Source organism: Caballeronia concitans, from assembly GCF_001544615.1.
GTDB lineage: Bacteria > Pseudomonadota > Gammaproteobacteria > Burkholderiales > Burkholderiaceae > Caballeronia > Caballeronia concitans.
In genome coordinates, this window is sequence record NZ_FCNV02000014.1 from 113,933 (window position 1) to 135,579 (window position 21,647).

The window sequence follows — 21,647 nt, forward strand, 5'->3', positions numbered from 1 at the left end:
TGGAGGAGCACACCATGACCACTCGCACGAAAGACAGCGGCATCGACCGGCGTACGTTCCTGAAGACGGGCGCGACCATCGCCGCGGCCGCTCCGCTGTTCGCCATCACGACGCGCCGCGCATCGGCGGCCGAGTTCTCGTACAAGCTCGCGACGGGTCAGGACCCGACGCATCCGGTGAACATTCGCGGCCAGCAGGCCTGCGACAAGATCCGCGAAGCGACCGGCGGCAGGCTCGACATCAAGCTCTTTCCCGCCAATCAGCTCGGCTCCGACACCGACCTGCTCTCGCAGGTGCGCAGCGGCGGCGTCGAGTTCTTCAATCTCGCATCGTCGATTCTCGCGACACTCACGCCCGCCGCCGGCATCGTCAACACGGGCTTCGCGTTTCCCGACTACGACACCGTCTGGAAAGCCATGGACGGCGATCTCGGCGGTTATATCCGCCAGCAGATCGAGAAGTCGGGAATCATCGCGGTGTCGAAGCCGTGGGACAACGGCTTTCGGCAAGTGAGTTCGTCCACGCGCGTCGTGAAGACGCCCGCCGATCTGAAGGGCTTCAAGATTCGCGTGCCGCAAGCGCCGATGCTCACGTCGCTCTTCAAGTCGCTCGATGCCGGTCCCGCGCCGATCAACTTCAACGAACTGTATTCCGCGTTGCAGACGGGCGTGGTCGAAGGTCAGGAAAACCCGTTGCCGATCATCGCGACGGCGAAGCTCTACGAAGTGCAGAAGTCCATCAGCCTCACGTCGCACGTGTGGGACGCGTACTGGATTCTCGGCAACCGCCGCGCGTGGGAGAAGCTGCCCGCCGACATGCGCGCGATCGTCACGCGCGAGTTCGAAGCGGCCGGCATGAATCAGCGCGCGGATATCGCGAAGCTAAATTCGAGCCTGCGCGACGACCTGAAGGGCAAGGGCATCAACATCGTCGAGGTAGATCGTGAAGCGTTCCGCGGCGCGCTGAAGAAAACGAGCTTCTATACCGACTGGAAATCGAAGTACGGCGAGCAAGGCTGGGGCGTGCTCGAAAAGTACACCGGCAAACTGGTATGAAAATCATGCAGACGGTTCCGCTTCCGCATCCGGCGCCGCATCGCGGTATCGCGGCGAAACTCGATACCGTGCTCGGCCATCTCGTCGAGATTCCGGCAGCGCTGCTGGTCGTGGCCGAGATCGTCGTGCTGCTCGCCGGCGTGACGAGCCGCTATGCGCTGCACACGCCGCTCGTCTGGTCCGACGAACTCGCCTCGATGCTGTTCCTCTGGCTCGCGATGCTCGGCGCGGTCGTCGCCTTGCGGCGCGGCGAGCACATGCGGATGACGGCGCTCGTCGGCATGGCGTCGCCCGGCATGCGCGCGTTTCTCGATGTCGTCGCGATCGCGGCGCCCCTCGCCTTCCTCGCGATGGTGATCGGCCCTGCCATCGACTTCGCGCAGGACGAAGCGTTCATCACGACGCCCGCGCTCGGCATTTCCAACTCGTGGCGCGCGGCCGCGCTGCCCATCGGCTCGGGCCTGATGCTGCTCGTCGCGTGCGTGCGGCTCGTGCGCGTCGGCGACCGGAAGCTCGTGCTCGGCGCGCTCGCGGTGGTCGCGGCCATCGCAGGCGCGTTCTACGCGGCGAGTCCGATGCTGAAGGATCTCGGCAATCTGAACCTTCTGATCTTCTTCGTCGGACTCGTGGCGTTGTGCGTGCTGTCGGGCGTGCCCATCGCGTTCTCCTTCGGGCTTGCGACCTTCGGCTATCTCGCGCTCACGACGAGCACGCCGCTCGAAGTCGTGGTCGGGCGCATGGACGAAGGCATGTCGCATCTGATCCTCCTGTCCGTGCCGCTCTTCGTGTTCCTCGGACAACTGATCGAGATGACCGGCATGGCCGCCGCGATGATCGCGTTCCTCGCGAGCCTGCTCGGTCACGTGCGCGGCGGCTTGTCGTACGTGCTCGTCGGCGCGATGTATCTCGTCTCCGGCATCTCCGGTTCGAAAGCCGCCGACATGGCCGCCGTCGCGCCCGTCTTGTTCCCCGAGATGAAGGCGCGCGGCGCGAAGCCCGGCGATCTCGTGGCGCTGCTCGCGGCAACGGGCGCGCAGACGGAAACCATTCCGCCGAGTCTCGTGCTCATCACGCTCGGCTCGGTGACCGGCGTGTCGATTTCCGCGCTGTTCACGGGCGGCATGCTGCCGGGCATCGTGCTCGCGATCACCTTGTGCGCGGTCGTGTGGTGGCGCTATCGCGTGGACGATCTGTCGAACGTGAAACGCGCGTCGCGCGGCGAGATCCTGCGCAAGCTCGCCATCGCCCTGCCCGCGCTCGCCTTGCCGTTCGTGATTCGCGCGGCGGTGGTCGAAGGCGTCGCGACCGCGACGGAAGTCTCGACCATCGGCATCGCATATGCAGTGCTCGCGGGCCTGCTCATCTATCGCCGCTTCGAATGGGCGCGTCTCAAGCCGATGCTGATCGACACCGCCGCGTTGTCCGGCGCGATCCTGCTCATCATCGGCGCGGCGACGAGCATGGCGTGGGCGCTCACGCAATCCGGCTTCTCCGGCCAGCTCGCGCGCGCGATGGCGGCGCTTCCCGGCGGCGGATGGATGTTCATGGCGGCCTCGATCCTCGTGTTCATCGTGCTCGGCAGCGTGCTCGAAGGCATTCCGGCAATCGTGCTGTTCGGCCCGCTGATGTTTCCGATCGCGCGGCAAATGGGCATCAACGACGTGCATTACGCGATGGTCGTGATCCTGTCGATGGGCGTCGGCCTGTTCGCGCCGCCGTTCGGCGTCGGCTATTACTCGGCGTGCGCCGTGAGCCGCATTCATCCCGACGAAGGCATGAAGCCGATCCTCGGCTATATCGCGGCGCTGATCGTCGGCCTGATTCTCGTCGCCGCCATTCCGTGGATTTCCACGGGCTTCCTGAAGTAAGTCAATCCCTTTCGAACTCGTTGATGCCGCTCCTTTCACGGAGCGGCAAGGAGAAGTCATGTCTTCCATCGACACGCCAGCGCTGTCGAACGCCATCCGCTTCCTCGCCATCGATGCGATCGTGCGCGCGGGCGAAGGCCACCAGGGCGTGCCGCTCGGCATGGCCGAGATCGCCACGGCGCTCTTCACGCGCCACATGAAGTTCAATCCCGCCGATCCGCAATGGCCCGACCGTGACCGCTTCGTGCTGTCCAACGGACATGGCTCGATGCTGCTCTATGCCGTGCTGCATCTGACCGGCTATGCGAACTTCGGCATCGATCAGATCAGGACGTTTCGCGAGATGGGCTCGCACTGCGAAGGGCATCCCGAGTTCGATACGGCGTCGGGCATCGAAGTGACGACCGGCCCGCTCGGGCAAGGCATCGCGAACGCGTTCGGCATGGCCGTCGCGGAGGCGTATCTGAACGCGAAGTTCGGCGACGGCATCGTCGATCACTACACGTACGCGTTCGTCGGCGACGGCTGTTTGCAGGAAGGCGTCGGACAGGAAATGATTTCGCTCGCGGGGCATCTGAAGCTCGGCAAGCTCATTCTGTGCTGGGACGATAACCGCATCACCGACGACGGCAGCACGTCGCTATCCATCAGCGAGGATGTGAGCGCGCGCTTTCGCGTGGCGGGCTGGCATGTGATCGAAGTCGACGGCCACGATCTGGACGCGGTTTCCCGCGCGCTCGACGAAGCGAAGCAAGACGCGCGGCCCTCGATGATCGCGTGCCGCACGGTGATCGCACGCGGCATCGCGCGTCTGCAAGGCCAGCGCGGCGGGCACAGCGGGCGTCTCTTCGAAAAGGACGCCGACGCCGCGCGCAACGAACTGAACTGGCCGCACGCGCCGTTCGAGATTCCCGCCGACGTGCTGAAAACCTGGCGCGATGCGGGCCGCCGCAGCGAAGGCGAATATCGCGCGTGGCGCGAGCGCGTCGCGTCGTTGCCGTCGCAAACGCGTGCGGAGTTCGAGCGCATCATGGCGGGCGAATTGCCGGAAGGCTGGAAAGACACGCTCGAAACGTACAAGCGCGATGCGCAGAAGAGAGACGAAGCGCCCGGCGGAATCCTGATCTCGGCGGAGATCAACGATCTGCTCGCGAACGTGCTGCCCGAGCGCGTGGTCGGCTGCGCGGACCTCGAAGCGCCGACGAGCCACAAGCGCAGCCTGCGCGGGTTCAATGCAGAAGACCGCGGCGGCGCCTACGTGCATTGCGGCGTGCGCGAGCACGTCATGGGCGCGATGGCGAACGGCATGGCCGCGCACGGCGGCATCGTGCCGCTCGCCGTCACCTATCTGGCCTTTTCCGACTACGAGCGCCCCGCGATGCGCATGGCCGCGCTGATGGGTCTGCCGGTGAAGTTCGTCTTCAGCCACGACTCGATCGGCGTCGGCAAGAACGGGCCGACGCACCAGCCGGTGGAAATCCTCGCGTCCCTGCGCGCGATGCCGAACATGCGCGTGTTTCGTCCCGCGGATGCCGTCGAAGCCGCCGAATGCTGGATGCTCGCCTACGAGCACAGGACCGGCCCGAGCACGATGGTGTTCGCCCGTCAGACGCTGCCGCTCGTGCGCCGCTCGCACGACGCGGCGAATCTCAGCGCGCGGGGCGGCTATGTGCTTGCGAAGGCCGTTGGCGGCGAGCGCCGCGTCACGCTCATCGCGACCGGCTCGGAAGTGGCCATCGCGCTCGCCGCGCGCGAGCAGTTGCAGGCGGCGGGCATTCCGACGGCCGTCGTGTCGATGCCCTGCTGCGAACTCTTCGACGAACAGGACGCGGATTATCGGCAAAGCGTGCTCGGCGCCGGCACCGTGCGCGTCGCGGTGGAAGCGGCCGTGCGCTTCGGATGGGACCGCTATCTCGGCGATCGAGGCGGCTTCGTCGGCATGAACGGCTTCGGCGCATCGGGGCCGGCCGAGGCGTTGTACGAGCACTTCGGCATCACGCCCGCGCATGTCGTCGCACAGGCGCAGCGGCATCTTTGAATCGTCAATTCCGGACATAGTCATGCAGAAGATCGTCTTTCTCGACCGCGAAACGCTCGCTCCGCAAATCACGCTCAGGCGCCCCGCATTCGAACACGAACTCGTCGAATACGACCGCACCGCGCCCGATCAGGTCGCGGCGCGCCTCGCGGGCGCGAGCATCGTCATCACGAACAAGGTCGCGATCACCGCCGACGTCATCGAGCAGGTGCCCACGCTCCAACTCGTCGCGGTCGCCGCCACGGGCACGGACGTCGTCGACAAGGCGGCGTGCGCGAAACGCGGCATCGTCGTATCGAACATTCGCGGCTATGCGGTGAACACGGTGCCGGAGCACACCTTCGCGCTGATGCTCGCGTTGCGCCGCAACCTCGTCGCATACCGCGACGACGTGCTGAACGGCGAGTGGCGGAAATTCGGCCAGTTCTGCTTCTTCAATCACGCGATACGCGATCTGGGCGGCGCCACGCTCGGCATCATCGGCGAAGGCGTGCTCGGGCAGCGCGTCGCCGAAATCGCGAAAGCGTTCGGCATGAAGCCGGTTTTCGCGGCGCATAAAGGACGCGATGGACTGGGGCCGCTCTACACGCCGTGGGACGAAGTGCTCGCGACGAGCGATGTCATCACGATCCATAGCCCGCTCACGCCGCAGACGCGCGGCATGCTGTCGACGGCCGAATTCCGCGCGATGAAGAAGAGGCCGCTCATCATCAACACGGCGCGCGGCGGACTGGTCGACGAAGCCGCGCTGGCCGCGGCGCTGGACGAAGGGCTCATCAGCGGCATCGGTTTCGACGTGCTCACGACGGAGCCGCCCGCGCCCGACAACCCGCTCATGCGCATCGCCGGCCGGCCGAACGTGATCGTGACGCCGCACGTCGCGTGGGCGTCGGACGAAGCGCAGCAGTCGCTCGCCGATCAGCTGATGGACAACGTCGCGGCGTTCGTCGCGGGCGCGCCGGTCAACGTGGTGTCATGACCGCTCGACGATACCGAGCGCGTTCAGCAGCCACGCCTTGAAGGTCTCGAACGCCTCGTGCCGATGCGCCCTGCGCGGATGCACGAGGTAGTGCCCCACGTACTCCACTTCTTTTGCCGATCCGGCGAGCGGCCGCACGAGTTCGCCGCGCTGCAGCTCGCGCTCGGACAGCAACGTCGATTCGAGCACGACGCCGAGACCGTCGACGGCGGCGGCGATCGCCATCGAACTGCGGTCGAAGCGCAGGCCGTAGTGCGTCGGCGGCGGAAGCGCGTTGGCTTCGAACCAGCCTTTCCATTGATACATCTGCACTTCGCACTGGATCAGCGGCAGGTGATACAGATCTTGCGGCTCGCGGATGCGCTCCGCGAGCGCCGGCGTGCACAAGGGCGCTAGGCCTTCGAGCACGAGCGGAATCTTTTCGTGCGGTGAAGGCTTCGGCTCGCCATAGACGATGTCGAGATCGAAGTCGTCGTCGAAGCGCGCGTAGTCGGTATTCGCGGAAAAGCGCAAGTCGATGTTCGGGTGATCGCGCACGAAGCCCGCGAGCCGCGGCAGCAGCCATTGCGTCGCGAAGCTCGGCGCGGTGTGCAGCCGCAGCGGCGTGCGCTCGTCGCTCGCCAGCAGCGCAAAGCCGCGCTGCATCTCGTCCATGCCGCGCTGGATGTGCTCCATCAGCATCGCGCCTTCGCGCGTGAGGCGCACTTCCCGCGTGCTGCGCAGGAAGAGCCTGGTCCGGAGCAGATCTTCCATCTTGCGCACCGAATGACTGACCGCGCTGGGCGACAGATTCAGCTCGCGAGCAGCATCCGCGAAAGAAAGCGTGCGGCCGGCAGCCTCGAAAACCCGGATATACGAGAGCGGAACCTTGCGGAAGACGTTCATGCGCGGGATTCGTGAATGGTGTTCATCAGTTGCTGCAATCTTTTCTTTTGTCAGCGCCGGCTGTCAAGGCTAAATTTTGCCAACCTCGTTTCCACACTGCCCGATTGCTGAACAGGAGACAACTGCAGCTTTCGGAGGTTGTCGAGGATTTCTCTTCCGTCCGCAGGAACAGCCATGACAATGATTACCGAGGCCGAGCCGCAAGCCGGCTCGCGCCCAGCGCAACTCGCCAAACTCGCCGATCACGCTTACCGCATTCGCCGCTTCGCGCTGCGCATGGGCGAAGTGCAGGGCCAGGGCTATATCGGCCAGGCGCTCGGACTCGCCGATGCCCTCGCCGTCGCCTGGTGCCACGCGATGAACCTCCGCCCCGCCGATCCCGAATGGGAAGGCCGCGACCGCTTTCTGCTCTCGCACGGCCACTACGCGATCGCGCTTTACGCCGCGCTGATCGAAGCGGGTGTGATCCCCGAGGAAGAGCTGGAAACGTACGGCTCCGACGACTCGCGCCTGCCCATGTCCGGCATGGCCACGTACACGCCGGGCATGGAAATCTCGGGCGGCTCGCTCGGGCAGGGGCTGACGATCGCCGTCGGCATGGCGCTCGGTCTCCGTCTGAAGGGCAATCCGGCATTCGTCTACAACTCGATGTCCGACGGCGAGCTCGATGAAGGCGCGACGTGGGAAGCCGCGTTGTCCGCCGCGCATCACGGCCTCGGCAATCTCATCACGATGGTCGACATCAACCGCCAGCAGGCGGACGGCCCGTCGCACGACGTGCTCGCCTTCGAGCCGCTCGCGGACAAGTTCGCGTCGTTCGGCTGGCACGTCGAGCGCGTGAACGGCAACGACATGCCCGCGCTGGTCGCGGCATTCGACCGTTGCCGGTCGCTGAACGAGGCGAAGCCGCGCGTCATCCTGCTCGACACCTTGATGGGCAAGGGCGTGCCGTTTCTGGAGGCGCGCGAGAAGAATCACTTCATCCGGGTGGACCCCGAAGAATGGCAGCAGGCGATCGCCGTGCTCGATCAACACCACGCAGCAGCACAAGGAGACGCAGCATGAGCGCCGTCGCTGAAAAGAAACCACGCCTCACGACCTCCGCGATGATCGCGTCGATCGCATCGGAAGGCCAGCAGACGCGTCCCGCGCCGTTCGGCCACGCGCTCGTCGCGGAAGCGGAGAAGCGCCGCAACATCGTCGGCATGACGGCCGATCTGTCGAAGTACACCGACCTGCACATCTTCAGCCAGGCGTTCCCCGAGCGTCACTTTCAGATGGGCATGGCCGAGCAGTTGTTGATGGGCGCGGCGGGCGGCATGGCGAAGGAAGGCTTCATTCCGTTTGCGACGACCTACGCCGTGTTCGCCACGCGCCGCGCGTACGACTTCATCCACCAGGTGATCGCGGAAGAGAACCTCAACGTGAAAATCTGCGCGGCGCTGCCCGGACTCACGACCGGTTATGGCCCGAGCCACCAGGCGACCGAAGACCTCGCGTTGATGCGCGCGATTCCCGGCATGACCGTGATCGACCCATGCGACGCGCTGGACACCGAACAGGCCGTCGCCGCGATCGCGGCGCACGAAGGCCCGGTCTACATGCGTCTCTTGCGCGGCAAGGTGCCCGCCGTGCTCGACGACTACGACTACCGCTTCGAACTCGGCAAGGCGAAGATGCTGCGCGACGGCGCGGACGTGCTCATCGTCTCGTCCGGCATCATGACCATGCGCGCGCTCGAAGCAGCGCAGGCGCTGGATGACGGCTCGGCGAGCGTCGGCGTGCTGCACGTGCCGACCATCAAGCCGCTTGACGAGGCGACCATCATCGAGCAATGCAGGAAGCCGGGACGGCTCGTGATCGTCGCGGAGAACCACAGCGTGATCGGCGGTCTGGGCGACGCCGTGACGAGCGCACTGGTGCGTCATCGCGTGATGCCGGAGTTCCGTCAGATCGCCCTGCCCGACCAGTTTCTCGATGCGGGCGCGCTGCCGACGCTGCACGACCGCTATGGCATTTCGACGGCATCCATCGTGGAAAACATCAAACACTGGCTCAAGTAATCATGAACGTGACTTTCATTGGGATCGGTGCGATCGGTCTGCCGATGGCGCTGCGAATCAAGGGCGCGGGCCACGACGTGACCGGCGTCGACCTGTCGCCCCGAGCGCTCGACATGGCGCGCGAGAGCGGTCTTGCCGCCGTCGACAGTTTCGCGGCCGCGCCTGCGCCGGACGTCGTCGTCGCGATGGTGGCGACGCCGCAGCAGCTCGCATCGCTCGTCGAGAGCGTCGGCACGAAGCTCGACAACCAGACCTGGGTCGTCATGTCGACGGTCGGTCCGGATGCGGTGCGCGAGCAAGGCAAACGCCTTGCGGCGGCAGGCGCGCGCGTCGTCGATGCGCCCGTGACCGGCGGCACCGCGCGTGCGAAGACCGGCCAGCTCGTGATCTTCGCATCGGGCGATCAGGCGGACATCGACGCCGCGCGCCCCGTGCTCGACGCGATGGGCAGCGTGCGCGTCACCGGCCCGAAGCTCGGCGACGGGCAGGCGATCAAGGTCGTGAACCAGCATCTGTGCTCGGTGCATATCGTCGCGGCGGCCGAAGCGCTGAATCTGGCGCGCTCGCTCGGCCTCGATCCGGCGGCCGTGCTCGAACTCGTCGAGAAAGGCGCGGCGGGCTCGTGGATGCTTTCGGATCGCGGTCCGCGCATGCTGCAAGGCACGGACGTGAACGTGACCAGCTCGATCAACATTTTCGTTAAAGACAGCGATCTCGTCGCCCATGCCGCGAAGTCCTGCGGCGCGGATGTGCCGCTGCTTTCGATCGCCAACGCGCGTTATCACGAAGCCGCCGACAAGGGACTCGGCCTGCGCGACGACAGCCGCGTGATAGAAACCTGGGAGAAGTCCTGAGATCGGGACGCCATTTGTCGCGTTGAAAGCGCTCGGCGAAGCGCAACGCATTCTCGGCCGCCTCGCTTCCCGCAGGCGGCTGGTTGATGTATCGGAGACACCACGACATGAGCAGCAACAACGAAGACCGCGCGGTCAAGGTGGCCGTCGCGTCGATGATCGGCTCGGCGGTCGAGAGCTACGACTTCTTCATCTACGGCACGGCCGCCGCCGCGTGGTTCGGCAAGATATTCTTTCATACGACCGAGCCGATCGTCGGCATTCTGGCGTCGTTCGCGACGCTCGCCATCGGCTTTCTCATGCGTCCGTTCGGCGGCTATCTCGCCGGACACTACGGCGATCGCCTGGGCCGCAAGGCCGTGCTGTTCTGGTCGCTCGTGGCAATGGGCGGCGCGACCGTGCTGATCGGCTTCCTGCCGACTTACGCGCAAGCCGGCGTGCTCGCGCCGATCCTGCTCATCCTGCTGCGCATGGTGCAGGGCGTCGGCTTCGGCGCTGAATGGGGCGGCGCGGTGCTGATGGCGTGTGAACACGCGCCGGAGAAGCGCCGTGGTTTCTTCGGCGCGGTGCCGCAACTGGGCATTCCGCTCGGCCTGCTCCTTGCGAACGGCGCGTTCCTTTTGTCGGGCGCGCTCTTCGAAGGCGACTGGGTCTGGCGCATGCCATTCCTGATGTCTTTCGTGATGGTCGCGATCGGCATCTTCATCCGGATGAGCGTGTCCGAGTCGCCGGCATTCGAAGCGGTGAAAGCCGAGAACAAGGTGATGAAGCAACCGGCGCTCGAAGTCATCAGGAGCGACTGGCGCGGCATTCTGAAGATCGTCGGCCTGCGCATGGCGGAGACCGGCGGCTACTACATCACGACGAGTTTCATGCTGTCGTATGTGGCGCTCGCGCATGTGTCGACCACGCGCCATATCCTGTGGGGCACGTTGATCGGCTCCGCGCTCGGCCTCGTGAGCCACCTGATCTACGGCGCGCTGAGCGACAGGATCGGCCGCCGTCCGGTGTTCATGATGGGCGCGCTGTTCACCATCGCCTTCGGCGTGCCGATGTTCATGCTGATCAACACCGGCGCGGTCATCATGGTGATCGTCGCGGTCGCGCTGTCCCTGCTCTTCAGCCACGATCCAATTTTCGCGGTCGAAGCAAGCTGGTTCTCGGAGCAGTTTCCGGCCAACGTGCGCTCGTCGGGCATTTCGCTCGGCTATAACGGTGCGTCGGTGATCGCGGGTCTTCTGCCGATCATCGCCACCGGCATGTACGGCGCGTTCGGCTGGATCGGTCCGGCGCTGATGTTCTCCGTGCTCGGCGTGATCTCGACATGCTGTGCGCTGGCGATGAAGGAGACCGCGCCCGCCGTGCTGGAGAAACGCGATCTGCGGCACAGCGCGGATCGGCGCTTCGCGGCTTAGTATCTTTCCGCGCGTGGCAAGCCCGCCCTTCCCTGGCGGGCTTTTTCGCTTTTCGGCAAGGGCGTGCCGCAGAAACGCTCGCCATCATGTGCTGCTGCTTTGAGCGACGCAAAGCCAGTCCGCGGTCGAATACAAGGACGCCAGGCCCGCCCGATGACAATGACCGGACGGCAACAGCTAGAAACGTGAAGGCGTCGGGTGTGGCTTTGCCCGGCCAACGTCGCGTTCGAAAGCCGCCGCCGTGCACGCGTTCGAGCGCAAGCGGCGGCGGCGGCGACAGGCGTTGCGTTGCTGTCCGCTGACCGGTCCGAGCCGCACAGCCTCGCAGATGTTGGTGCGCCGATTGCTACTCAGAGCGCCAAGCACTTCATCCTCGAGGCCATGCATGAAACGGTACAAAGCACTCGTGGCGGGTGGCGTCGGCGTGATCGGGCGTCAACTCGTCGATCATCTCGCTTCTCTGCCTGAATGGGACGTCATCGGTTTGTCTCGACGCACGCCGGACGAGGCGAAGCCCGGCGGGCACATCGCCGTCGATCTGCTCGATCCCGACGACGTGCGCGCGAAGCTGGGCGATATTCACGACGTCACGCACATCTTTCACGCGGCGTATCAGGAGAAGCCCACGCCGCAGGCGCTCATCGACGTGAACCTCGGTATGCTGCGCAATCTCGTCAGCGTGGCAGCCGAGAATTCGCCGGCGCTCGAGCGCGTCGTGCTGTACGAGGGCGCAAAGTACTACGGCGCGCATCTCGGGCGCTTCAAGACGCCCGCGCGCGAAGACGATGCGCGTCACATGCCGCCCAACTTCTATTACGACATGGAAGACTGGCTGCTGCAGGAGGCGGCGGGCAAACGGTGGGATGCGGTCGTGCTTCGGCCGGACGTAGTGTGCGGCTTCGCGCTCGGCAATCCGATGAATCTCTCGATGGTCATCGCCGTCTATGCAGCGATCAGCAAGGAACTCGGCTTGCCGCTGCGCTTTCCCGGCACCGCCACCTGCTATGGCAAGCTCGCGCAAGTCACCGACGCCGCGCAGCTTGCACGCGGTTCGGTGTGGGCCGCGACCGGCGCGCCGGGCGGCGAGAGCTACAACCTCACCAATGGCGACGTGTTCCGCTGGGACCAGCTGTGGCCCGCCATCGCCGATCATTTCGACATGCCGCTCGCCGAGCCTCAGACCATCAGCCTGCGCGAGTACATGGCGGACAAGGGGCCGCTGTGGGAGCGCATGGTGAAGAAGCACGGTCTCGTCGACGTTCCGTACGAGCATGTCGCCGCCTGGGGCTTCGGCGACTTCATCTTTCGCTGCGACTGGGATGTGATATCGAGCACGACGAAAATCCGGCAGGCCGGGTTTCACGATGTCGTCGATAGCACGGACATGTTTCTGCGTCTTTTCGAGGAATTTCGCGAGCGAAAGGCAATTCCCTGAGCGCGATCCGTGGGGCAAGACTCGGCCGGAGCGACTTGCCCTCGACGCGAGCAGGACCGAAGGTAATGGTCGCGTTGATTGCGACCAGTGCAACGTTCACTGAGCGATGAATTCAGGCAAGAATTTTTTATCGAGCCGTTGCACGATCTGCTTGCGAGACTCGGGAATCAGCCGCTGACAGGACTTGTCGATGTCCGACGGAAAAGCGGCATTGCCGTCGGGCAAGTCGGTCATCGGTTCATGGACATAGGTCCGCGCCGGCCTGCTGACCTCTTCCATTTGACGGCGTCCCGCCGCGCTTGCCGCCGTGCCGATGCGCGGATCAGAAGCGGTACCGCACCTTCAATCCAATGGCTTTGCGTACATGCTCTGGTTGCGCCACGGTCCCGACTGGAGCACCGCCCTTGGTCAATATGGCTGTGTCGCTGCGTTTGACACGCATCCATTCAAAGTCACTCTCAATCGTGACGCGCGAAAACGCTTTTGGATGCACTTCAATTGCCAACCGTGCGCCGATCCCCGGTTTAGTCGATAGCGTGGCCCGGTCGAACAACTGATTGTCGAAGCTCACTTGCAAATGCTCGGGCGAAGAAACGACGAGCAAGCCCGTCATATCGATATCGGCCCATGACATTCGCAGCACGCGTGTTTCGGCTCCAGCGATGAATCGCCAGGAGTTGTATTCCTCGCCCAGTCCCAGGGTAGTGCCGCGCCCTTGAATATCCCGCTTCCAGTAATCCCACTCCGCGCCCGCAACCAGTAACGTTGCATCGGAGATATAGCGTCCCGCTTGTGCGTTGATGCGCAGCTGTCTCGTTCTCGTCGTGGTCGAGAAACTCATTCCGCTCTGCATTTGCCCGTCGTAGGAAATATTGCCTCCATAGACTTCGCCGCCGAACGTGAATCGCCAACCTGCTTTTCGATAATCAGCCTTTAATTCCAGGCCCGGCAGATAGCCGTGCTCTGCCACGAGCTTCTTCCCATCGGAGTCGAATTCATCCGTGGCGACGTACCGAACTCCCGCTGCGCCGGAGAACTGCCATTGCGCTTCGACCGACTTACTTGCGACCACGCCAGTGACGAGAATGGCGAGTAGAGCGAATTGCCTCATGACATGCAACTTCTTGGCGGCAGAATAAAATAAAAATGGGCGCGTGAACGCGCCCATCGATCTGGAAAATCCGATCAGGTTCGGCTTCTCAGGTCAGCCCAGGTCGTGTTGAGCGTCTGGTCGATGACACCGTCGCCGTTCGTATCGATGTCGATCTTCACGTTGGTGCTATCGATTGCAGTGAGTGTGGCACTGCTCTTATTCCCCGCAGTCACGGTCATCGATCCAACTGACGGGTTCGCTGTGCCGACCGCTGCAAACGGCGTATTCGTCTTCACGACGAAACTCACGTTACCTACCTTCGGTGAACTGCCGGTCAACGTAAAGTTCGCACTCGACGTATTGTTGCTGCCGTTGACCGAGGCGGTCATGGCATAGGCCGTGAGTTTGCGGCTGACGAAGGATGCGTCGCTCTTGGTCAGGTCCATCTGCAGCGAGGATCCGCTGATAACCGCCGTGGCGACCTGGTACTTCGACTGGTTGTAGCTCAAGGTCATATCGCCATTGTTAGCGATAGTGGCGCCACCGCTCTTGAGCGTGAAATTCGTGTACTTGATGCTCAGCGTAGCGCCCCATGCCGCGCTCGAACCAATCGAGCCAGACAGATTGCTGAACGTAAATGCGAGCTGGCCGTTGATGACCGCACCGTTTTCGGAGCAGTTACTCGCGCTGATCGACATGCTGTCGCCATTGCTGACGACCCCCTGCACTGCTTCGGTGACGGTAACGGAGATCGATCCTCCTCCCGCGCAAGCACCCGAGCTCGAAGCCGTTACGCCAGTTGCCAGATTATTGGCGGGCTGTACCGCAACGCCTTTATAGAGCTGGGCCAGCGAAGCTGTGAGCACGCTTTCAGTGGGCGTGTCGACGGAGACCCCCGTCGCAAGCGATGCCCCAGCCTGGCTCTGAGTGCCAAGATCCGATACGCCTGAATAGGCATACGCCACCGTCTCGGTTGCGTTCGTAGCGGTAATGGCACCGACAGGTGCGGCGCTCGCGTTCGACGCGGGCGTACTGCCACCGCCACCGCCGCCACAAGCCGCCAACAAACCCGCGCTAACCAAGCCAGCAAAGACGCCTCTCATCGGGCTGACAGACATAAACGATCCCCGTTTGTTAGTTTTTTGTTGTTCATGTTTCACCGTTCGAAAGCGCACTGAATGCGTTACGAAGGTGTGACAAATGGTAACTTAATGTAAACGCATAAATCAATAGCTCACCGGCGCAGAGTGCGGCACGAATGTCGCCCGCGCCGTGCGAATCGCACTCCGATGTCATCAGGCGAAGGCCCTGCGATTAGAATCGCCGTCTCCGGTTACAGCACTAAGCCCGAACGACAAGGACATCGAGACCATGCCCAGAATGAAGGTAGTACCGTTCGTCATCACGCTTCTTCTCCATGCTTTGCCCGCTAGCGCGCAGCAGACAACGAACCGGGACGAGTTTTACTGGCTGGGGGAAATCAACAAGGCTACTGCGGTCATCAATACTCAGGAGGGCCTGCTCGACAAAACGCTGGCGCCTGGCATCGCGGCGAGTCTCGCCAAAGTCCTTCACGACGGCGATCAACCCGGCGGAAAGCGCCCCGCCACCGTCATCACCTTCGAGCCGCTGCTGATTCAGGCTGCCGGGATGGACGTCACCCTCCTGCACGCCGGACGCTCGAGTCAGGACATGCATGCCACTTATCGCGCGGCCATCTTGCGCGACGACATGCTCCGCCTCGCCGAGCAACTGGACAAGACGTCCGCGACAATCGTCACGCTGGCCGCGAAGCACGAGCGCACCATCGTGCCGAATTACACCAACGGGGTTGCAGCCCAGCCGAACAGTTACGGCCACTATTTCCTCGGCTACGCTGCCGCGCTCGATCGTGACGCGCAGCGCATCCGTGAAGCGTACGCGCGCATCGATCTCTCTCCGATGGGGACAACGGTTCTCAACGGCACGAGCTGGCCACTGGACCGCGTTCGCATGGCCCATTATCTCGGCTTCCCCGATATCGTCGACAACGCCTACGACGCCCATCAGATTGCCGCGGTCGATCACCCGGTCGAAGTCGGATCGATCGTCACGGAAATCGCGCTTCATGCGGGCAGCTTCATCGAGGACGTCATGACGCAATATGCGCAGCCGCGCCCGTGGATTCTTCTTCAGGAAGGCGGCGCGAATACCTACGTTTCCAGCGCCATGCCTCAGAAGCGCAACCCCGGCCTGCTGAATTCCACACGGGCTGACGCATCGACCGCCATTACGCTCGCGATGGGGCCGGTCATTCGCGCACACAATCTGCCCCCCGGCATGCCCGACGCAAAGGAAGTCAGGGACAACAAGGAAATGGTGAACAGCGCCATAACCGTCCTGAGAAAGTGGGATGACATTCTCAAGGCGCTGGTGATCGATCAAGGCAGAGCGCTGGACGAATTGAACAACGATTGGACCGCATCGCAGGAAGTCGCCGATGTGCTGATGCGAAAGTACAAGCTGCCTTTCCGATTAGGACACCACTTTGCGTCGGAGATCGTCGAATACGCGAGAGCGAACAATATCAAGCCGAGTGATTTTCCATACGAGCAAGCCACGCGAATCTATGCTGAAACCACTAAAGGTTACGGCGATGGCGTGCTTCCGATGAGCCAGGAAGAATTTCGGGCAACGCTCGATCCGATCGCAATCGTCAACAACCGGCGAACCATCGGTGGTCCGCAACCCGCGGAGATGGAGCGCATGCTGACCGCGGCGAGAGCGAAGCTCGCGCAACGCAGCCAATGGGTGAAAGAAGAGCGCGCCAGGATCGATTCATCGCTGGCCGGCCTCGATCGTGACTTCGACAAGCTCCTGTCCGATCGATGATTCTGCACTTCTCGGCAGCATGAATATTGAAGGTTTAAACAAGGCAGGCGCTGCGTCGTTATAAAGCGCCGACGATTGCGTTGTGTGCGGCGTGTAGGCGTCACTGCGCCCCTCGTCCGATTTATTTCAGTCTTGTGACCGATCCTTCTGCATTCAGGAAGAGACCGTGCCGAATTCTGACCTGAATTCCACCGAAGACCTTTTCTATACTCGCGGGCGTCCCAACCGGCGTTCAATGAACAAGAGTCTTCAGTGAAAAAAATCTCCATCGCGGCAGCATGCGTCACCGCGTTCGCAGCCACTTCCGCGTACGCTCAACACTCCGTCACGCTGTATGGCCTTATCGATACCGGCATCGCCTATACGAATAACGTGGGCGGCAGCGGTCGCGTCGCCCTCGCGAGCGGCAACATCAGCGGCAGCCGGTTCGGTTTGCGCGGCAGCGAAGACCTCGGCGGCGGCATGAAGGCGATCTTCGTGCTGGAGAACGGCTTCAGCGCCAATAACGGACAACTGGGCCAGAACGGCCGCATGTTCGGTCGTCAGGCGTATGTCGGCCTGAGCAGCAGCGCGCTCGGAACCGTTACGATGGGTCGCCAGTACGACGACGTCGTCGACTTCGTCGCGCCGCTTTCGGCCGCGAGCGGCACGTTCGGCGACTCGGGCTTCGCGCATCCATACGACAACGACAATCTGCAGCACAGCGTTCGCTTCAACAACGCCGTCAAGTACACGAGTCAGAACTACGGCGGCTTCAAGTTCGGCGGCATGTACGCCTTCAGCAACGGCACGGACTTCGCGCTGAACCGAGCCTATAGCGCGGCGGCAAGCTATCACTATGGCCCGCTGACAGCCGCTGCGGGGTATCTCCAGACCAACGGGTCGGGCGCGAGGACGGCTTCGGGCACCGCGTTCGCGAACACCGGTGGCGCGGTCGATCAGGCCGAGGTCAAGGGCAACCTTACATCCGACGTGCAACGCACAGTCGCCGCCGGCCTCAACTATGTGGTCGGGCCCGCAGTCCTGGGCTTCGTTTATTCGCATAGCCAGTACCACGACACGAGCGCGTTCGGCCTGAACAACGGCTCGGTGCGCTTCGATAACTACGAAGTCAACGGCATGTACAACTTCACTCCTGCCCTCAGGGCTGGCCTGGCCTACACCTACACGGACGCGCATCTGAGCGGCGCAACCCTGTACGGCGCGGATCCGAAGTGGAATCAGGTGAACGCGATTGCACGTTACTCGCTGTCCAAACGCACGGAGCTTTACGCCGAAGCGATGTATCAGCACGCGACGGGCAACAAGAACGTGGCGGTCATGTACAACGCGGGCGGCGCATCGTCGACGGGTAACCAAATCATGGGCGCCGTGGGCATGCTCACGCGCTTCTGAGCCGGTCCGGACGCAGCACGCCGTTCCTGAAACTTCCGCGTTTCGCAGGTAAGTACACGGCCATGTGCACACATGGGATCGAGACCGCCGTTCGGTCTCGACGTCACGCCGCCCGGCCGATGCATTCCGCGCTCGAAGATGCTTCACCAGCGGATGCCGAGCGTGACGTGCGCGACGGGCGGCGTGCGCGACCGTCGCGAATCGCGCCGCCGGCCGTCGAAAGTGAGAGGACGCCCGATGCGCGGAACGAAAGTTATATCGTCCGCAGCGCAAACACGCCCGTGTTGGCCATGAGCGCGTTGATCATGTCGTTGAAACGCTTTTCATAGCTGCTGAAGTCGCAGCAGGCCGCAATGAGACCTCAAACCTTCGTAGACCGCACGTTACCCTCGATGCCGCAGGAGACGCACAAGATCGAAGCGCTCGTAGCGGTGCGGACGTGGATAGCGCCCGCGCCTGCTTCGCCCGGACGCGTATTTATTGCGTAGCCACGAAGAGGATTGCGGAACACGCTCCAAGGCCCGGATGCCCGGCGTATAGCACGAACTGCCCATGAATCACGGCTGCATCGATAGCCGCCACACCCTGTAGGCCCTAACAGCCGTGGCATAATCCGACGCACCCAACTCATACGACAGACCGATGAGAAGCCGCCTGATCCGGATGATTGGTAGCTTTCTCGGATTGCTTGCAATCCTGATGGTCACGCTCGCGCCTGTCGTCTCTCATGTGCTCGACACGACGCGCAACGGTGGCGGCGCAAGCGCCATGCATTGCGCAATGCCGTCGATGCAGCACGATCATGCGCAGACGTCGCATGCGCCCCTGCACGATGCGCCTGACGCATGCGGCTACTGCAGCCTGTTCGCGCACATGCCGGCGGTGACCACGCCGCCCGTGCTCTTCGCGCAAATCTTCGAAGCCGTGCTGCTGCCACGCGTGACACGCTTCGAGAGCGTGCGGCTCGTCGAACCGCTCAAGGCGGGCCAGCCGCGCGCCCCTCCCCTCCTGCTTTCCTGATTACGTTGACTACGTTGCGATGCGTCACACGCATCGCACGTCCTCGTGCACGCGCACGAAGGGCGACGACCACGATTCAGAACACAGGATGGGACATGAACACTGTTTCCATGCGCCGCGCGTCCTCACGCGCCGCGCTATCCGTCGCGGCAGCAGCGCTCGCCGCTGTCTCGATGATGCCGCAGCACGCGCACGCTCACTCGATTGCCGGCGACCGCGTCTTCCCCGCGACGATGGCCGTCGACGACCCCGGTGTCGGCGACGAAGCGAATCTGCAGTTCGGGCACATCCGCGTCCCGGGCGACGACGGCGACCAGAGCATCAACACGTTTCAGTTCGAGTACGACAAGCTGATTACTTCACGGCTCGCGGTTTCAGTCGGCGGGACGTATGCGATGCAGAACAACCCGACCGCGCATGGCTTCGATAACTTCGAGGTGGGCCTCAAGTATCTGTTGTACGTCAACGAGGCCCACGAGTTCATGACCTCGGTCGGTGTCAACGCGGAGCTGGGTGGAACGGGTAGCCGCGCCATTGCGGACAATTTCTCCACCATCTCGCCGACCCTCTTTGTCGGCAAAGGCATGGGCGATCTCCCCGATTCGCTCGCGTGGCTGCGCCCGGTCGCGATCACGGGCGAAGCCGGCCCGGCGCTCACCACCGGCGCAGGCCAGCCGAACGCGTTCAATTACGGCTTCACGGTGCAGTACAGTCTCCCGTATCTGGAGCAGCATGTGCATTCGCTTGGCTTGCCCCAGCCGATCGCCAGCATCGTTCCGTTGGTCGAGATTCCGCTCTCGCGCAGTCAAGGTCAGACGACAGGCACGGTCAACCCCGGTTTCATCTGGATCAATCGCTACGGCCAGTTCGGCATCGAAGCACAGATTCCGATCAACCGGGCGAGCGGCTCACATGTCGGCGTGCTGGTGCAGGCGCATATCTTCTTCGACGATGTCGCGCCGACGACCATCGGCAAACCACTCTTCAGTGGTAACGGGAGCATGAAATGAACTCACGACACATTCCGGGCCGTCGCGTGGCTCGAGCGGCCTGCGCGCTCGGGCTCGTCTGGTCCGTCGCGGCTTCGGCCCACGTCTTTCCACGCACCCAGGTTCCCGCGGCCGGCGCCACCGTCTCTCCGCCCGGCGAAGTGCGGATAAACTTCGATGGTCCGCTCGAACCCGCGTTTTCCTCGCTCGTCGTCGACGACGCGACGGGCAAGCAGGTCAATATCGCCAAGTCCGGGGTGGATGCGCAACATCAGGAAGTCATGGCGGTCGCGCTGCCGCCGTTGCAGCCGGGGCATTACACAGTGCACTGGGTCGCCGTCGCGTCCGATGGACATCGAACGCACGGCAACTATGGCTTCGACGTGAAGTGAAGGCCGCTTGCCGTTGCCGCGGACGGCCTTCGCATGCAGCGCAAGTTCACGAGTTTCTCCCGTCGCGTTAGCGTGCCTGAATACTGTGCCAGACAGTATTCAGGCCGTCGCCTGCGCGGTCACCTGGCTTCTTGTCCATCATCCCGCGATACAACGGCTTGCCTCCATACGTCCATTGACGTTCACCGTTACCCCTGGCGAGGAACTGCAGCGAACCCGTGGCCTTATCGTCCGGGCCAGCGAGCGCAGGCGGAAAATTGCGCGCACAGTCGCCCTCGCATGATTTGGCATCCGGCGCGCCTTGTCCTCCAAAAACGTAGAGCGTCATCCCATGTTCGTCGACGAGCCTGCCATCGCTCACGCGAGGCGGCGCGGCAAGTGCAGACGCGGCAACGGATAGCACTGCGAATCCGATAAGCGTTTTCATGTTCGAACTCCTTGCTTCAAATCCTGAACGCGCGTCGTCCGCCAGTGCGCGCTCTTCGTCTCCGGGCGGTGTCATCAAAATCATCGCAACGACTTCGTCGCGCACGTGCGTCGCATAGAACGTCTACGCGCTCCGCGCCGACATGGCTGCGCGGAGCCGCATGGACGCGTTGTCCCAGTTCACGATATTGAAAAGCTGATTAACGTACTCGTTGCGCCGGTTTTGATATTTCAAGTAGTACGCGTGCTCGAAGACATCGAGTACGAGGATGGGTTGAACGCCCCAAGCCGTGAGCTTCTGGTGGTTTTCGCATTGCAGGATCATGACCTTGTCCATCGCTGGGTGATAACCCACTACACCCCAGCCGGAGGCCTCAGTCGCGACCGTCGCGGCCACGAGCTGCGCCTTGAACTTCGCATACGAGCCGAAACTCTTGTCGATTGCCTTCGCCAGTTCGTTCTTCGGTTCTCCGCCTTTGCCGGAAATGCTCGTCCAGTACACGGTATGCAAGAGATGGCTCGACAGTTGGAAGGCCAGCTCCTTTTCGTGATGCTTCACGAGCGCGAAGTCGTTTGTGTCGCGTGCCTTCGCAAGCGCCTCTTCTGCCTTGTTCGCCGCGGCAACCGCAGGCTTGTGGTGGAAGTCGTAGTGCAGTTCGACAGTACGCGCGTCGATCACCGGCTCCAGCGCATCGTAGGCGTACGGCAACGGAGCGGCCGCGTACTTGCCGTCCGCATCGGTCAGCTTGTCGACATAGCCAGCGTTCTCGGCCGCGTCCGCTGATTGCGCGTTCGTCATGAGCAAGCCTGCTCCGAGCGCCGCGGTGTCATGAAGGAAAGTACGCCGAGTCGCCATGATGCACTCCTGT

General features: G+C 63.2%; 20 protein-coding genes. 14 read left to right on the forward strand and 6 right to left on the reverse strand.

The window, feature by feature from the left end; genetic code table 11:
* Window positions 1-14: 14 nt before the first annotated feature.
* The 4 genes from AWB72_RS24565 to AWB72_RS24580 are packed head-to-tail and all read left to right on the forward strand — an operon-like array spanning window position 15 to window position 5,940.
* Window positions 15-1,055 carry a TRAP transporter substrate-binding protein gene (locus AWB72_RS24565; protein ID WP_084593142.1) on the forward strand — a complete coding sequence of 347 codons (1,041 nt, stop codon included), beginning with the start codon at window positions 15-17 and terminating at the stop codon, window positions 1,053-1,055.
* A gap of 5 nt (window positions 1,056-1,060) precedes the next feature.
* Window positions 1,061-2,923 (forward strand): TRAP transporter large permease, encoded by a 1,863-nt coding sequence (locus tag AWB72_RS24570; protein WP_040053547.1) that lies wholly within the window; start codon window positions 1,061-1,063, stop codon window positions 2,921-2,923.
* 58 nt (window positions 2,924-2,981) lie between these two features.
* Entirely contained in the window at window positions 2,982-4,961 is a 1,980-nt protein-coding gene (tkt, locus tag AWB72_RS24575; protein WP_040053486.1) for a transketolase, read from the forward strand.
* 22 nt (window positions 4,962-4,983) lie between these two features.
* Window positions 4,984-5,940, forward strand: a complete 957-nt coding sequence (locus tag AWB72_RS24580; protein ID WP_040053487.1) for a D-2-hydroxyacid dehydrogenase — start codon at window positions 4,984-4,986, stop codon at window positions 5,938-5,940.
* Here AWB72_RS24580 and AWB72_RS24585 read toward each other — a convergent pair.
* On the reverse strand, window positions 5,935-6,825 hold the full coding sequence (locus AWB72_RS24585) for a LysR substrate-binding domain-containing protein (RefSeq protein WP_040053488.1): 891 nt from the start codon (window positions 6,823-6,825) through the stop codon (window positions 5,935-5,937). The genes AWB72_RS24580 and AWB72_RS24585 overlap by 6 nt on opposite strands.
* 180 nt (window positions 6,826-7,005) lie before the next feature.
* Here AWB72_RS24585 and AWB72_RS24590 point away from each other — a divergent pair, with 180 nt between their 5' ends.
* From AWB72_RS24590 to AWB72_RS24610, 5 genes are all read left to right on the forward strand, one after another.
* Window positions 7,006-7,890 (forward strand): transketolase, encoded by an 885-nt coding sequence (locus tag AWB72_RS24590; RefSeq protein WP_052450157.1) that lies wholly within the window; start codon window positions 7,006-7,008, stop codon window positions 7,888-7,890.
* Window positions 7,887-8,888 carry a transketolase family protein gene (locus AWB72_RS24595; RefSeq protein ID WP_040053489.1) on the forward strand — a complete coding sequence of 334 codons (1,002 nt, stop codon included), beginning with the start codon at window positions 7,887-7,889 and terminating at the stop codon, window positions 8,886-8,888. Before AWB72_RS24590 ends, AWB72_RS24595 begins: the two co-directional genes overlap by 4 nt.
* Before the next feature lie 2 nt (window positions 8,889-8,890).
* Window positions 8,891-9,742, forward strand: a complete 852-nt coding sequence (locus tag AWB72_RS24600; RefSeq protein ID WP_040053490.1) for an NAD(P)-dependent oxidoreductase — start codon at window positions 8,891-8,893, stop codon at window positions 9,740-9,742.
* A gap of 107 nt (window positions 9,743-9,849) precedes the next feature.
* On the forward strand, window positions 9,850-11,157 hold the full coding sequence (locus AWB72_RS24605; RefSeq protein WP_159459403.1) for an MFS transporter: 1,308 nt from the start codon (window positions 9,850-9,852) through the stop codon (window positions 11,155-11,157).
* Between the two features lie 385 nt (window positions 11,158-11,542).
* Window positions 11,543-12,592 carry an SDR family oxidoreductase gene (locus AWB72_RS24610; protein WP_040053491.1) on the forward strand — a complete coding sequence of 350 codons (1,050 nt, stop codon included), beginning with the start codon at window positions 11,543-11,545 and terminating at the stop codon, window positions 12,590-12,592.
* A 96-nt stretch (window positions 12,593-12,688) separates the two neighbouring features.
* Here AWB72_RS24610 and AWB72_RS24615 read toward each other — a convergent pair whose 3' ends face one another.
* The 3 genes from AWB72_RS24615 to AWB72_RS24625 are packed head-to-tail and all read right to left on the reverse strand — an operon-like array spanning window position 12,689 to window position 14,845.
* A complete protein-coding gene (locus tag AWB72_RS24615) occupies window positions 12,689-12,871 on the reverse strand; it encodes a hypothetical protein (protein ID WP_040053492.1) in 183 nt (60 codons plus the stop codon).
* A gap of 43 nt (window positions 12,872-12,914) precedes the next feature.
* Window positions 12,915-13,760, reverse strand: coding sequence for a hypothetical protein (locus AWB72_RS24620; protein WP_244285735.1), 846 nt, complete (start codon window positions 13,758-13,760; stop codon window positions 12,915-12,917).
* A 17-nt stretch (window positions 13,761-13,777) separates the two neighbouring features.
* On the reverse strand, window positions 13,778-14,845 hold the full coding sequence (locus AWB72_RS24625; RefSeq protein ID WP_143754682.1) for a hypothetical protein: 1,068 nt from the start codon (window positions 14,843-14,845) through the stop codon (window positions 13,778-13,780).
* A 211-nt stretch (window positions 14,846-15,056) separates the two neighbouring features.
* Here AWB72_RS24625 and AWB72_RS24630 point away from each other — a divergent pair, with 211 nt between their 5' ends.
* The 5 genes from AWB72_RS24630 to AWB72_RS24655 all read left to right on the forward strand — a co-directional run bounded on the left by AWB72_RS24630 (window position 15,057) and on the right by AWB72_RS24655 (window position 20,352).
* Window positions 15,057-16,556: an argininosuccinate lyase gene (locus tag AWB72_RS24630; RefSeq protein ID WP_040053494.1), complete on the forward strand. Its 1,500-nt coding sequence runs from the start codon at window positions 15,057-15,059 to the stop codon at window positions 16,554-16,556.
* Between the two features lie 252 nt (window positions 16,557-16,808).
* Window positions 16,809-17,951: a porin gene (locus tag AWB72_RS24635; RefSeq protein ID WP_087128792.1), complete on the forward strand. Its 1,143-nt coding sequence runs from the start codon at window positions 16,809-16,811 to the stop codon at window positions 17,949-17,951.
* 642 nt (window positions 17,952-18,593) lie between these two features.
* The gene (locus tag AWB72_RS24645) at window positions 18,594-18,971 is read left to right on the forward strand and encodes a DUF2946 domain-containing protein (protein ID WP_040053497.1); all 378 of its coding nucleotides are present in this window, start codon (window positions 18,594-18,596) and stop codon (window positions 18,969-18,971) included.
* A 95-nt stretch (window positions 18,972-19,066) separates the two neighbouring features.
* A complete protein-coding gene (locus tag AWB72_RS24650) occupies window positions 19,067-19,981 on the forward strand; it encodes a hypothetical protein (RefSeq protein WP_040053498.1) in 915 nt (304 codons plus the stop codon).
* Window positions 19,978-20,352 (forward strand): copper resistance CopC family protein, encoded by a 375-nt coding sequence (locus tag AWB72_RS24655; protein WP_040053499.1) that lies wholly within the window; start codon window positions 19,978-19,980, stop codon window positions 20,350-20,352. Before AWB72_RS24650 ends, AWB72_RS24655 begins: the two co-directional genes overlap by 4 nt.
* 67 nt (window positions 20,353-20,419) lie before the next feature.
* Here AWB72_RS24655 and AWB72_RS24660 read toward each other — a convergent pair whose 3' ends face one another.
* The gene (locus tag AWB72_RS24660) at window positions 20,420-20,884 is read right to left on the reverse strand and encodes a COG4315 family predicted lipoprotein (RefSeq protein ID WP_342066210.1); all 465 of its coding nucleotides are present in this window, start codon (window positions 20,882-20,884) and stop codon (window positions 20,420-20,422) included.
* An 18-nt stretch (window positions 20,885-20,902) separates the two neighbouring features.
* Window positions 20,903-21,634, reverse strand: coding sequence for a superoxide dismutase (locus AWB72_RS24665; protein ID WP_052450160.1), 732 nt, complete (start codon window positions 21,632-21,634; stop codon window positions 20,903-20,905).
* Window positions 21,635-21,647: the final 13 nt, after the last annotated feature.